Origin of the sequence: Coxiella-like endosymbiont (genome assembly GCF_030643785.1) — a bacterium.
Lineage (GTDB): Bacteria > Pseudomonadota > Gammaproteobacteria > Coxiellales > Coxiellaceae > Coxiella.
Genome location: NZ_CP094378.1, coordinates 358,115 through 371,693, shown reverse-complemented (window position 1 = coordinate 371,693; position 13,579 = coordinate 358,115). Strand labels below are relative to the sequence as shown.

Here is a 13,579-nt window from a genome sequence, read left to right as displayed (position 1 = left end):
AGTATTTTTCTTATGGGCGACAGTGAGAAATTTTACACACTTGGGAAAGCTGTTATTGCTACAGAATTGCGAGCAATCCAATTCTTACAAGGGCGCATTAACAAAAACTTTGCCACAGCATGTAAAACCATCCTAGCTTGCAAAGGACGGGTGGTTGTCTTAGGAATGGGCAAATCTGGGCACATTGCTCGAAAAATTTCTTCCACCCTTGCTAGCACAGGGACCCCTTCATTTTATGTTCACCCCGGAGAAGCCAGCCACGGCGATATTGGTATGATTACTGGAGAAGATGTCGCCCTTGTGATTTCTTATTCAGGCGATACTCCTGAAATTATTAATATTCTTCCTACAATCAAAAGATTAGGTATCCCTCTTCTTACTTTCACGGGCAAACTTCAATCCAGTTTAGCCCGTACTGCTGATACGGTCATCGATGTCAGTGTTCAGCAAGAAGCCTGCCCCCTAGGGCTAGCTCCTACTTCTAGTACTACGGCTACTTTGGTTATGGGAGATGCCTTAGCAATTGTACTTCTTGAAGCTCGAGGTTTCACGGCAAACGATTTTGCCCGGGTCCATCCAGGGGGCTCCTTAGGAAGACGCCTTTTGCTTCACATCGATGACCTTATGCATACTAAAGATCACATGCCGGCGGTAAAACCGGATTGTATGTTAGATGAGGCTTTGGTTGAAATTACTAAAAAGAGCTTGGGGATGACGGCTGTTATTGGCGACAATAATCGTTTAGTAGGGGTTTTCACAGATGGCGATCTGCGTCGGACATTAGATAAAGGTTACGATATTCACCGGACACCAATCAAAAAAGTTATGTCTAAAAATGGGATTACTATTCGCCCGAAACTTTTAGCGGCCGAAGCACTCAAAGTTATGCATGAATATAAAATCACTTCACTTGTCGTTACCGATGAAGAGCGTTACCCCTTGGGTGTCATCCATATGCATGATCTTTTACGCGCGGGGGTTATTTAGGGCGCATGGAAGTAGTGTCACTCGATAAATTTCGATACATCAAGCTCTTAATCCTTGATGTGGATGGAGTGCTAACGGATGGCCGGCTCTGGTATAGTACCGATGGAGAGGTGTTAAAAGTTTTTCATGTCCAAGATGGACTTGGAATCAAACGCTTGTTGCAAGCGGGTGTTGAGGTGGCGATTATAAGCAGTCGAGAAAATCAAGCCGTCTTTCGACGAGCGAAAGAGTTAGGCATTTCACACGTCTTTCAAGGTGAACGCGACAAGCGCATTCCTTATGAGGAATTGCTTTCTCAATTACAAATGGAGGAAAAAGAAGTAGCTTACGTGGGTGATGACTTGCCTGATTTGCCAATAATGCAGAGAGTCGGTTTAGCGATTGCGGTTGCTAATGCGATACCCGCCGTTCATTCATCAGCGCATTGGAGTACGACAAAACGCGGTGGAGAAGGAGCTGTGCGTGAAGTTTGTGATTTAATTGTCCCTTCAAGTCCAAGTCAGCCATGAATAAAAATGTTGGGTTTAGTTTAATTTTAATCGTTCTCGCTTGTCTTACAACGGCACTCATGTTTCCCAACTCCCTCCCTCACCACGAAAAGCTTCTAAAGCAACAATTAGACCGTCAACCTAATACTTTTATGCGTGAGATTGATTATTATCAATATGACGATCAGGGTGACTTGCACGGCCATTTAGTTTCCCACTTTATCGTTCACTTCCCCTATAAAAATTCTTTTCGTCTCATTTCGCCTCACTACCTTATTTACACTTCTCAACACGTGCCTTGGACTATTCAAGCTGATCACGGTAAAAGCCAAAATGGAATTGAATGGATTTATTTGTGGGACCACGTAAAAATTCACGAACCCTCTCAAGCAATGGAAGTAGAAACTACAATTACCACCCAGGATATGATTATCTTTCCCAGTCGCTCTTTTGCTCAAACAGATCAACCTGTTACCATTGTTCGTCCCGACTCCTTGGTTAAAGCCACAGGCATGACCGCCGACCTGAAAAAAGGTCTTATTCATTTACTTTCACATTCTCAAGGTGTTTATGAAGCGAACGCCAACCAACCTAAACACCATAAAGGAATAGTCACATAAAGGAATAGTAGACATTCTGAGAATAATAATGAATACCAAAATGGCCTTAGGGGCTTTATTACTGGGCATTCCAAGTCTGACCTTGAGTCTTTCTAGTGATCAATTTAAACCTTACTATTATGTCCGGGCTAGCGAGATCATTTGCCAACCTTCCGATCACATTACTATTTACAAAAAGCATGTATATGCTACCCAGGGGACTACCCAATTTTTTGAAGACAAGGTAACCGTCTACAACGATCCGCTTACAAATTGAATTGCTCGAATTGTCGCCATTGAGCGTCTCGTCCATTATATCACCCTTACCAACACGGATAAAGCTCCGCCTCTATGCAGAAGCTAATATCATCATTTATTATCTTCCCAAAGCCTCAGGTCAGGTAGTGTTAATTAAAAATGCTTGGATAACTCAAAATCAAGATATCTTAACTGGGTCGCATATCTGGTATGATATTAAAAAAACAAACCGTGATTTCTATCAATCCGGGCGAAAAAAAACACTACGACAATGGTGGTTGAACCGTAATAAGCCATGCCAACTTTAAGCGCTAAACAATTACAAAAAAAATACAAATCGCGCCAAGTGGTGAAAGATGTTTCGCTATCCATCAGCAACCAGATTGTAGGACTTTTGGGTCCCAATGGGGCAGGTAAAACTACGAGTTTTTATATGATGGTAGGTTTAGTTACTCCAGATAGCGGTGAGGTTTTTTTAGATCAGGAAAACATTAGCTTCTATCCTATGCATAAACGCGCCCGGTTGGGAATAGGTTATTTACCTCAAGAAACCTCTATTTTCAGAAAATTATCAGTAGCTAACAATATCATGGCTATCCTTGAGCTGCGTAAAGATTTATCCAAGCAGCAGCGCAAAGAGAAATGTGAATCTTTACTCCAAGAATTTCATGTCGAGCATTTGCGAGATACCCCAGGATACAGCTTATCAGGCGGAGAAAAACGCCGTGTGGAAATCGCGCGCGCTTTAGCTATGGATCCTAAATTTATTTTACTCGACGAACCTTTCGCCGGTATTGACCCCATTTCGGTTCTTGATATCAAAAAGATTATTATTCATTTACGAGAACGTGATATTGGAATTTTAATTACGGATCACAATGTTCGGGAAACACTGGATATTTGCGAGCGCGCCTATATTGTTAATGAAGGGAATATTATTGCCACGGGAACGTCCCAGGAAATATTAAACAACCAAAGCGTACGCGAAGTTTATTTAGGAAATGAATTTGATTTATAGAATTATCCAAAAAACCCAAATGATTAAAAATTAAGATGTTAATAATAAAAAAGGAGGTGTACTATGCAAATTCAAATGACTGGTCATGGCTTAGATATTTCACCAGCCTTACGTGAACTTACTGAAAAAAATTAAAGCGATTACATCCCTGTTTTGATGAAATCACTAATATCCATGTTACCTTTCATGTCAATAAAATTCGTCAGATTGCAGATGCCAATCTCCAATTACCGGGCAGCAAAATTAACGCTCAGGCGGAATCTGAAGATATGTATAAAACGGTCGACCTTTTAATCCAAAAATTGCAAATACAATTAGCAAAATACAAAGCTAAAAAAGGTGATCATCGATAATGTCATCCTATCCAAGCTCCGAAATCACTTCGTGGCTTTCTATTACTAACCATATACCCTTACATGCCAATTTTCTTGTCATTGATAAAGTAGGCGTTTTAATTATGGGCGAACCCAATATTGGCAAAAGCGAATTAACTCTCGCTTTGCTAGATCGGGGTCACCAAATGGTTTGTGATGATATGGTTGATGTTGTCTACCAAAATAATCAATTGATTGGTAATTGTCCTGCAGTTGCCTGCGGTTATATTTTAATTTCAGATGTTGGAATGCTCGATGTCTCTAAGCTCTTCGGAACCGATGCAATTATTTCTCACTATGGAATTAGTTTAATAATTACCTTAATCAAACCTGAGGATAAATTTGAAATTGTAGATCCCCTTAATCCTGTCCGCGAAGAGGAAACAATTTTAGGAGTAACCCTCCCTAAAATAATACTTCCTGTTTATGCAGGAAGAAACTTGCCCCTTCTAATCGAAACACTGGTACGCAATCAAGTCTTGAAAAAAGAAGGCTATGATTCCAGTGTTAATTTTAACAACCGTTTTAAATGAGAAAAAATAATACAATGATCCGAAAAAACCTAAAAATTATTAATAAGCTAGGCTTACATGCTCGAGCTGCCATAAAACTCACTAATCTCGCCTCTCGTTACCAAAGCGAAACCTTAGTCCGTTACAACGATCGTGAAGTCAACGCCAAAAGTCTCATGTGCCTTATGTTGCTCGCCGTCAACTGCGGCTCTGAAATCGAGCTTACCGTCACCGGGGATGATGAGAAAGAATCTGCCGCAGCGATTGAAGAATTAATTAATAAAAAGTTCGGCGAGGAAGAGTAAGCATTAACTACTCCCAAATTGGTCGGCGCCTATCGAACACATCATCTCAAGGGAGTACGTTATCCCGAGAGAGCACAATCACCCTAGAGAGAGAACACGTGATCCCGAGTATCAAACGAGGGATCTCCTAAAAATAGCAGGTATTTAGCGTGCTCTATTTTACACTGTGCGGGAAGAAGAATAAGAAAGCGAGTACATCTAATTTAATACAAGTGAAAGATCTTACTTACCTCTAATTACTTTCGGTGGTTCTAGCAGCATCTATCGCTTTCATTCCTCCCTGTGTTTGCACTTCTTCATTAAACGCATTATAGATCTGATGATTTTGTAACGACAGCGTTCGCTTTTGCACCCTCTAAAATTGGGAACGGTAATCATAATGACGATTTCCCACCTCCAGTAAGGAGAGGAGGGGGAAGGAGAGGAAAGAAGCACTTAAGGAGGAGAGGTCATCATTCGAATTACTGTAGCGGGAGCAGCTCATTCTGAATAAGGGTCTCTCGGGGCCCCCGGTGTGGGGCCGGGGCCCCCACGCCCTTCTTCAGTATTCATCTGCGCTGCTTGCTATAGCTCGAGCTCGCTCTTCTGCTGAAGCAAATCCTCTCTCTAACCTGCTTTCCTATTTTATGGAGATTAGGAGATCATTCCCCTGCGACGATCATCTGCTCTATTAAGATTGATCCGGTCTTGATACTGCTACGAGGATCGATATCGTTAGCGACCACTTGGATTTGTTTAAACATTTCTTTCAGATTACCCGAAATAGTAATTTCTTCAACAGGATGTTGAATTTCACCATTTTCAATCCAATAGCCAAAAGCCCCACGCGAATAATTTCCCGTTAATAAGTTAACACCTTGGCCCATTAACTCCGTAACAAACAAGCCTGTTTGCATTTCTTTAAATAAATCGATTAAGTCCTTATCCCCAGGGGTTATAAATAAATTAAACACTCCTCCCGCGTTTCCCGTAGTCTTCATTCCTAATTTTCTTGCCGAGTATGCGCCTAAAATATAATTAGTTAACATTCCATTTTCTACATAATTTATTTTTCGAGTTTTAACACCATTCTCATCAAAAGGTGCGCTGCCAATTTCGCCAGGTAAATGCGGCTCCTGATAAATAGTAATGAATTTAGGAAAGATCTTCTGATGTAATTGGCCACATAAAAAAGAAGCGTCACGGTATAAATTACTGCCTTGAATAGCCGAAATTAAGGATCGCCACATTCCTTTCGCCACAGATGCATCAAAAATGATAGGACATCGACACGTTGTTATTTTTCTAGCTCCTAATCGACGAATTGTCTTTTCTGCTACTTGTTGAGCAATAAGATCAATTGGCAATAATTTATCGGAACTACGGGCCAAAGTGTAATCATAATCGCGCTGCATTTGGTTGTTTTGCTCAGCAACCAAACTGCAACTCATACTATGAATGGTCGAAGGATAGTGACCTAAAAATCCGTGAGAATTTGCATAAATTCTAAAAGAATCATACGTATTCACTGTAGTGCCATCGGAATTTTTGATTCGAGGATCATATTTTCGCGCAACGGTTTCACATTCTATAGCGAGTTTAATAGCTTCTTTAGGGGTAATTTGCCAGGGGTGATAAAGCGTCAAATTGGGATAATCCAAGGCCATGTCCGCGGCGTCTGCTAATCCGGCATAAGGATCTTCCTGAGTAAATTGGGCAATAGTACAAGCTTTATCAAAAGCAGTTTCCATCGCTTTAAAAGATAAATCTGAAGTACTCGCACTACCTGTGCGTTGTTGATGATAAACCCTAATATCAAGAGAATTCTCACGATGATGCTCGACAGTTTCTACAGCCCCCAGACGAATATCTACCGAAAAACCCGTTTCGATACCTGCACTAATTTCAACTTGATCCACTCGCTTTTTTGCACGATCTAAAAGATGCAAGATATCGGATTGTAATTTTTCCTGATTGTTGGCCATGAAAATAAACAATAATTAATGTGTTTGAGTTCGTCGATCTTCCTTACGGGTTTTGCTCGATGTTTTCAACGGAGAAGTTTTGACAGGAGCTTCTACTTCGGGCATATGAATCAGCGCTAATTCAAATACTTGATCAATCCATTTTACGGGGTGGATTTTTAAACCATGAGTCACGATGGCCGGTATCTCCTTCAAATCTCGTTTATTATCCTCAGGAATGATCACATGTTTTATATTACCTCGGAGCGCAGCTAACAATTTTTCTTTTAATCCTCCAATGGGAAGTACTTCACCACGCAAAGTGATTTCACCTGTCATAGCAATATCAGCTCGTACGGAAATTCGCGTAATTGCTGAAACTAGAGCGGTGCACATCCCAATACCAGCACTCGGCCCATCTTTTGGTGTGGCACCCTCAGGAACGTGAATATGAAAATCATGTACTTGGAAATAATCATCCGGGACACCCAATCCCGTTGAGCGACTCCGTAACACCGTAGTGGCTGCGTGAATTGACTCTTGCATGACATTTCCTAAACGCCCGGTATGTAAGAATTTACCTTTTCCAGGCATTACTTGAGCTTCTATTGTTAAAAGCTCTCCTCCAAATTCTGTCCAAGCTAAACCGGTCACTTGTCCAATTTGGTCTTTTTCTTCTGCCAATCCAAAACGATAACGTTTTACACCTAAATATTTTCCTAAATTGCGGACGGTTATTTGACGCTGCTTGATGAGCTTTTCCTTTTTAGCTCGTTTTAATTTTTCTTTCGCTGTCAAAATTTCTTTAACGACTTTTCGACACAATTTTGCAATTTCTCTTTCCAGAGATCGAACCCCAGATTCTCGCGTGTAATACCGAATAATTTCATAAATCGCACCATCAGAAATAAGCATTTCTTTTCCTTTTAATCCCGTTAACTTAAGCTGACGTGGAATTAAATAACGCTTAGCGATATTCAACTTTTCTTCTTCTGTATAGCCAGCTAGTCGAATGACTTCCATCCTGTCTAACAATGGCGGCAGGATATTAAGAGAATTTGCTGTGGCAATGAACATAACATCCAAGAGATCATAATCCACTTCCAGATAATGGTCGCTAAAAGCGTGGTTTTGTTCCGGATCCAGAACTTCTAAAAGAGCAGCGGCGGGATCGCCTCTAAAATCCGCTGCCATTTTATCTACTTCATCTAGCATGAATAATGGATTTCGAACACCAACTTTTGCCATTTTTTGAATGATCTTTCCAGGAAGAGCACCAATATAAGTTCGACGATGGCCCCGAATTTCAGCCTCATCTCGGATGCCTCCTAAGGAAATACGAACAAATTTACGGCCTGTCGCATTTGCGATCGATTGTCCTAATGAAGTTTTACCTACTCCAGGCGGTCCAACTAAGCATAAAATAGGGCCTTTTAATTTTCGCACGCGCTGTTGTACGGCTAAATATTCCAAAATTCGTTGTTTAACTTCTTCTAATCCATAATGATCTGCTTCTAAAATTTCTTCGGCGAGCTTCAAATCTTTGCTGATTTTGGCCCGCTTTTTCCAAGGAACTTGAAGCAACCAATCTAGATAATTGCGGCTAACCGTAGCTTCCGCCGATATCGGCGGCATCATTTTTAATTTATTCAATTCAGTCATTGCCTTTTCTTTAGCTTCTAAAGGCATCCCAGCTTTTTCAATCTTTTCAAGAAATTGGTGTTGCTCATCAATAGGGTCACCTTCTTCTAATTCACCCAACTCTTGCTGAATGGCTTTTATTTTTTCATTTAAGTAATACTGGCGCTGGCTTTTTTCCACCTGTTGCCGAACTCGGCCTTGAACTCGTTTTTCAACTTCAATTAAATCCAATTCTTGAGCTAAAACTTTTTGTAAAACTTCTAATCGTTCTTTAACAGAGAGAATTTCGAGAATCTTTTGACGGGAATCTAATTTAATTGTCATGTGGGCTGCAATACTGTCAGCCAAACGGCCAGGATCATCAATACTTACTAAAGAGGGCAAAAGTTCCGGAGGAATTTTTTTATTTATTTTTACTAATTGTTCAAATTGATCAAGGACAGCACGAACCAACGCTTTCAGCTCCGTTTTATCGCTGTCTTCTGTGCCTTCTTCTTGTAAGAGTTTAATTTCAACCTGCAGATAATTTTCTTTTTTTCTAAATGAATGAGTCTAGTTCGCTCCGAACCTTCCACCAACACTTTAACGGTACCATCTGGCAATTGTAATAATTGCAAGACAGTAGCAATCGTTCCTATTTCATAAAGATCTTTTTGCCCAGGCGAGTCATTATTAGCATCTTTTTGGGCGACTAGAAAAACCCGCTTATCCTGCGACATGGCCATTTTCAACGCCTTGACCGATTCAGCCCGACCTACAAATAAAGGAATCACCATATGGGGAAATACCACGACATCACGCAATGGTAATAATGGTAATTCCAATTTTTCGGGTACTGCTTCTACCATTTCGTATCCTTTTATTATTGTTCTTGAGCTACCTTACGGGGAATTTTTTCTTTATCATAAATAAATAACGGCGGCGAAGTTTGATTAATAACACCTCCATCGATTACGACTTTCTTCAAACCAACGACGGTTGGAAGTTCGTACATCAAATCCAGTAGAGTATGTTCAACAATAGAACGTAATCCACGCGCCCCTGTTTTTCGCTGAATCGCTCGCTTAGCAATTTGCCGCAAAGCATCTTCACGAAAATCAATTTGCACACTCTCCAATTCAAACAATTTATGATACTGCTTAGCCAACGCGTTTTTTGGTTCTGTTAAAATGCGAATTAAAGCATCTTCATTCAATTCCTCCAAAGTGGCGATAACAGGCAGCCGTCCAACAAATTCTGGAATTAAACCAAATTTAATTAAATCTTCCGGTTCCGTTTGTTTAATTAATTCTGAAGTATTTGTGGAATCGTCTTTCGAACGTACCTCCGCAGCAAAACCAATACCACTTTTATCCGTACGATGCTGAATAATTTTATGCAAATCAGCAAATGCTCCTCCGCAAATGAATAAAATGTTGGACGTATCTACTCGCAAATATTCTTGTTGCGGATGTTTTCGGCCACCTTGAGGAGGAATAGAAGCAACCGTACCTTCGATTAATTTCAATAAAGCTTGCTGCACTCCTTCGCCCGAAACATCGCGAGTCAATGAGGGACTATCTGTTTTACGAGCAATCTTATCGATTTCGTCAATATAAATAATCCCCGTTTTTGCTTTTTCGACATCATAATTGCATTTTTGTAATAGTTTTTGAACAATATTTTCAACGTCCTCGCCCACATATCCCGCTTCGGTCAATGTAGTTGCATCTGCAATAGCAAAAGGAACATTTAATATTTTAGCTAATATTTGCGCTAATAAAGTTTTTCCAGAACCAGTTGGACCAATCAAAAGAATATTACTTTTACTAATTTCAACACCATCGTCCTTTTTAGTGTGCGAACTCAATCGTTTGTAATGATTGTACACGGCAACAGCTAATACTTTCTTAGCAAAGTCTTGACCAACGACGTATTCATCCAATAATCGATGAATTTCTGATGGTGTTGGAAGTTTTTTCTGAACCTCAACAGCATGAGCAATTTCTTCTTCACGAATGATGTCATTACATAAATCTACGCATTCGTTACATACGAAAACACCGGGACCTGCGATTAATTTGCGAATTTGATGCTGACTTTTGCCACAGAACGAACAATATAGAACTTGTGGTTTTTCTTCACTCATTTACTTACCTCACTACCTCTTCTGAAGATGGGGATCAAAATTACTTATTTCAATGCTAGGGTCGTTCCGTCATTATCGAATCAATTAAGCCATACTCCAAAGCCTCTTCCGGCGTTAAGAAATAATCGCGGTTGGTGTCTCTTTCAATTTGCTCAAAACTTTTTCCCGTATGTTTGGCTAAAATTTCCGTCAGCTGGTCACTGACTCGCTTGGTTTGTTTGGCATGAATTTGAATGTCAGTACCTTGACCTTTATATCCACCTAATACCTGGTGAATCATTACCAAAGAATGCGGCAAGCATTGTCTTTTTCCATGAGCCCCTGAGGCAAGAAGCAAGGCACCAGCACTGGCGGCTTGTCCAAAACATAAAGTACGTACGTCAGGCTTTACAAATTGCATGGTGTCATAAATTGCCATTGCCGAACTCACCGAACCTCCAGGAGAATTTATATAAAGATTGATTTCCTTAGAGGGATTTTCCGATTCCAAAAAAAGCATTTGCGCGATGGCTAAATTGGCCATGTGATCTTCAATGTGGTCAATTAGAAAAATAATTCGTTCCTTTAGAAGACGTGAATAGATATCATAAGCTCGCTCGCCTCGCGATGTTTGCTCAACCACCATGGGAATTAAGAGACTCATCATCAATCACCTTACTTGTTGTGCTTGTTGGACTACTTCCTCATAAGGTACGTCTCGTTCCTCAACTTCAAGCTGGTTCAATAGCACCGCTACTGCTTGATCTTCGAGAACAAACGATTCGACCTCGGCAAGCATCTTTTTATTATTATAATACCAGGCAACCACTTCCTCGGGCTTGGGATAAGCAGCCGCTATTTCCTCAATCCGCGACCTGATTTGCGCAGAGTCTGCCTGGATATCGTGTTGTTTGATTACTTCACCAAGCAATAAACCTAATACCACGCGTTTTTTTGCCCGCTCAAGATAAGGGTCCCGTGGCAGTTCTAATTTTTTAGCTTCGTCGGTTTTGCCCATCTGGCTTGCAATTTGTTGACGAGTCATATTTTGGAGGTGCTCAATTTCTACCTCAACCAACACTTCAGGTACTTCAATGGGATTACGCTCAACCAATTTATCCAAGACTGTCATTTTCAAGTTATTTTCAGCGTAACGGTAAACTTCTTTTTTGATATTTTCCTTCACCTTTGCTCGGAGCGCCTCTACACCCCCTCTTTAATACCGAGCTTTTCGACGAACTTATCATCCAAGGTGGGAAGTTCAGGCTCTAACACTTTATGCAGCTTTATCATAAAGGTAGCTGCTTTGCCTGCCAGATCTTCGCTTGGGTATTCCGTCGGAAAAGTGATGTCGATGGCTTTAGTCTCGCCCGTCTTTATTCCTTCAATTCCTTCTTCAAAGCCAGGAATCATGCGATGGGAACCCAGCTCTAATGGAAACTCTTTAGCACTTCTGCCTTCAAAGGCTTTACCATCAAGAGTGCCCTTAAAATCGATGATAACACGGTCTCCAGATTTTGCTGCTCGATCCGCTTCTTTCCATTCAGCGGACTGAGTACGCAATGATTCAAGCATGTTATCCACGTCCTTTTCAGACACGTTTATGTTTAACCGTTCTACCTTTTCACCTTCGAGGGTATTGAGGGTAATTTCGGGATAAATTTCATAATTAACGACATATTTAAGAAGCTGTCCTCGCAATACTTGTCCGAGCTCCACTTTAGGCTTACCAGCAATGTGTAAGTGATTTTCTTCAACAGCCCTCCTCAGAGTATCTACAACAAGCTCTCCCACTACCTCTTGAAGAATAGACTTGCCAAGCCGCTGCTCCACGTTCTTAAGAGGCGCTTTTCCGGGTCGAAATTTAGGCAATTTTGCCGTTTGGGCGACCTTTTTAAGCCTGTTTTGATAAGCTTTCTCGATATCCTCGGCTGGGACTGTGACCGTCAAACGCTGTTTCAATCCCCCAACCTTCTCTATTGATGACATAAAACCTTTCCCCATTTTTCTTCTCGAACCTGTTTTGAAATTCTACTATGAGGAGCTAAGTCTCGTCGATTTTTAGAAAGGCCTTACTCAACTAGACAATTTCAATATAGGTTCAGTGGTGTGAGAGGAGAGACTCGAACTCTCACAGGGATTACCTACTGGAACCTAAATCCAGCGCGTCTACCAATTCCGCCACTCTCACAGTAATTTCATATAGTTAAGTGAGCTATTGAACACTAAATACCATAGCGACTCAAGCCCCTTGGCAAAAATAATCCAATGCTAGATTTTGGCATTTATACTGTCATATAGACCAAACCAAACATCCTAGCGAAGTCTCGCCTGCGCCAAAAGAGTCTATCCCAACACTTTTAAGTTTATCATAGCCTTGCTTTATTCCCTTATTGGGCTTTCGCCGAAGGTAACAATATAAACCTAAGTCACAGACTGTTATGGCTTCCTTCAAGCCGTGCTCGTCAAAACTCCGCAAGAGTGGATCTTCCGTGTTAGTGTTTATGGCTATTTGGAATCTGTCAAAGCGAATGACGCCAAAATAGAAAGCAGCTCCATACCAACTTAATCAAGTCATCGGGCATGAACAAACCATGCCAATCAACAGATGGGCTTAACATCAAGTATTACTACCCTTCTTCGGCCCTCAACGGAAACAACGGAAACAGTGGAAAGATTGTAGAAGCCGGAGGAGAATCCCCGTCAATTATTGTTCATGCTCTTCATCTAACCGCCCTTTCTCTAGCCTTCAATATTACGGGAATAAAATTCTCTTCAATAATGGGTCTTCGCCGCTCGCGATAAATCCCCGTTTTCAATCCGCCTGTCCCAGCATCTCAGGAAATGGAAGAAAAGTCCGTCGGATTAGCGATTTGACGACATTACCTTCAGTTATTATCCTCAATCTCATTTTTCCTCTAACGGGGACAAATTACAGCAAGTAGGTGATGGTGATGTTGTTATTACTTACTATCCCAAAAATAGCTTCCAAGGAAATGGTAGACAGTTGGAAAGCTTCGATGGGAACTAGATTACCGCAGTCACATCGACTGTAGGGTTGCGGATGCCTATCCACTTACTCTCGTTCTAAGTCCAATAGAAATTTAATACTTTGAATGCCAATATCTAGGGCACGCTAAATAGCCTTTCCGATAAGTTCTTTATTGGAATGGAGAGGCCGTCTTATCCCGGACAATGTGGAGAGTATCGAACCCTACTTAATAATCTCACTTGGCTTTTGAAAGCCTTTTGAAAAGCGATAACTGTACAAATTGGCTAAGGTAAAAATAATAGAACTTTCCATTGCTGTGGCAAGTTACGCCACCTTTTCTTAATTGCTCCATATA

At 40.9% G+C, this 13,579-nt stretch carries 12 protein-coding genes, 1 tRNA gene and 2 pseudogenes; 9 read left to right on the top strand and 6 right to left on the bottom strand.

Annotated features, from left to right (window positions below; all coding sequences use genetic code 11):
* The first annotated feature begins 12 nt into the window (after positions 1-12).
* The 9 genes from MRH55_RS01940 to MRH55_RS01900 all read left to right on the top strand — a co-directional run bounded on the left by MRH55_RS01940 (position 13) and on the right by MRH55_RS01900 (position 4,541).
* The gene (locus tag MRH55_RS01940) at positions 13-987 is read left to right on the top strand and encodes a KpsF/GutQ family sugar-phosphate isomerase (protein WP_304985801.1); all 975 of its coding nucleotides are present in this window, start codon (positions 13-15) and stop codon (positions 985-987) included.
* Between the two features lie 5 nt (positions 988-992).
* Positions 993-1,496, top strand: coding sequence for a KdsC family phosphatase (locus MRH55_RS01935; RefSeq protein ID WP_304985800.1), 504 nt, complete (start codon positions 993-995; stop codon positions 1,494-1,496).
* Positions 1,493-2,095 carry an LPS export ABC transporter periplasmic protein LptC gene (gene lptC, locus MRH55_RS01930; RefSeq protein ID WP_304985799.1) on the top strand — a complete coding sequence of 201 codons (603 nt, stop codon included), beginning with the start codon at positions 1,493-1,495 and terminating at the stop codon, positions 2,093-2,095. Before MRH55_RS01935 ends, lptC begins: the two co-directional genes overlap by 4 nt.
* A gap of 28 nt (positions 2,096-2,123) precedes the next feature.
* Positions 2,124-2,351, top strand: coding sequence for a hypothetical protein (locus tag MRH55_RS01925; RefSeq protein WP_304985798.1), 228 nt, complete (start codon positions 2,124-2,126; stop codon positions 2,349-2,351).
* A gap of 19 nt (positions 2,352-2,370) precedes the next feature.
* On the top strand, positions 2,371-2,640 hold the full coding sequence (locus MRH55_RS01920) for an LptA/OstA family protein (protein WP_304985797.1): 270 nt from the start codon (positions 2,371-2,373) through the stop codon (positions 2,638-2,640).
* Positions 2,628-3,350: an LPS export ABC transporter ATP-binding protein gene (lptB, locus tag MRH55_RS01915; protein ID WP_304985796.1), complete on the top strand. Its 723-nt coding sequence runs from the start codon at positions 2,628-2,630 to the stop codon at positions 3,348-3,350. Before MRH55_RS01920 ends, lptB begins: the two co-directional genes overlap by 13 nt.
* 161 nt (positions 3,351-3,511) lie before the next feature.
* On the top strand, positions 3,512-3,703 hold the full coding sequence (gene hpf / locus MRH55_RS01910) for a ribosome hibernation-promoting factor, HPF/YfiA family (RefSeq protein WP_369421471.1): 192 nt from the start codon (positions 3,512-3,514) through the stop codon (positions 3,701-3,703).
* Positions 3,703-4,257 (top strand): HPr kinase/phosphorylase, encoded by a 555-nt coding sequence (locus MRH55_RS01905; RefSeq protein ID WP_304985795.1) that lies wholly within the window; start codon positions 3,703-3,705, stop codon positions 4,255-4,257. The genes hpf and MRH55_RS01905 overlap by 1 nt, the downstream gene beginning before the upstream one ends.
* Before the next feature lie 14 nt (positions 4,258-4,271).
* A complete protein-coding gene (locus MRH55_RS01900; protein WP_304985794.1) occupies positions 4,272-4,541 on the top strand; it encodes an HPr family phosphocarrier protein in 270 nt (89 codons plus the stop codon).
* A 641-nt stretch (positions 4,542-5,182) separates the two neighbouring features.
* Here MRH55_RS01900 and pmbA read toward each other — a convergent pair.
* From pmbA to MRH55_RS01865, 6 genes and pseudogenes are all read right to left on the bottom strand, one after another.
* Positions 5,183-6,505, bottom strand: coding sequence for a metalloprotease PmbA (pmbA, locus tag MRH55_RS01895; RefSeq protein ID WP_304985793.1), 1,323 nt, complete (start codon positions 6,503-6,505; stop codon positions 5,183-5,185).
* A 15-nt stretch (positions 6,506-6,520) separates the two neighbouring features.
* Positions 6,521-8,973 (bottom strand): annotated as a pseudogene (gene lon / locus MRH55_RS01890) (endopeptidase La).
* 14 nt (positions 8,974-8,987) lie between these two features.
* Positions 8,988-10,253, bottom strand: a complete 1,266-nt coding sequence (gene clpX / locus MRH55_RS01885) for an ATP-dependent Clp protease ATP-binding subunit ClpX (RefSeq protein ID WP_304985792.1) — start codon at positions 10,251-10,253, stop codon at positions 8,988-8,990.
* Positions 10,254-10,308: 55 nt separating this feature from the next.
* On the bottom strand, positions 10,309-10,896 hold the full coding sequence (clpP, locus tag MRH55_RS01880) for an ATP-dependent Clp endopeptidase proteolytic subunit ClpP (RefSeq protein WP_304986083.1): 588 nt from the start codon (positions 10,894-10,896) through the stop codon (positions 10,309-10,311).
* A gap of 6 nt (positions 10,897-10,902) precedes the next feature.
* A pseudogene (gene tig, locus MRH55_RS07605) lies at positions 10,903-12,236 on the bottom strand (trigger factor).
* Between the two features lie 101 nt (positions 12,237-12,337).
* Positions 12,338-12,423 (bottom strand) — tRNA-Leu (locus MRH55_RS01865).
* Positions 12,424-13,579 lie beyond the last annotated feature (1,156 nt).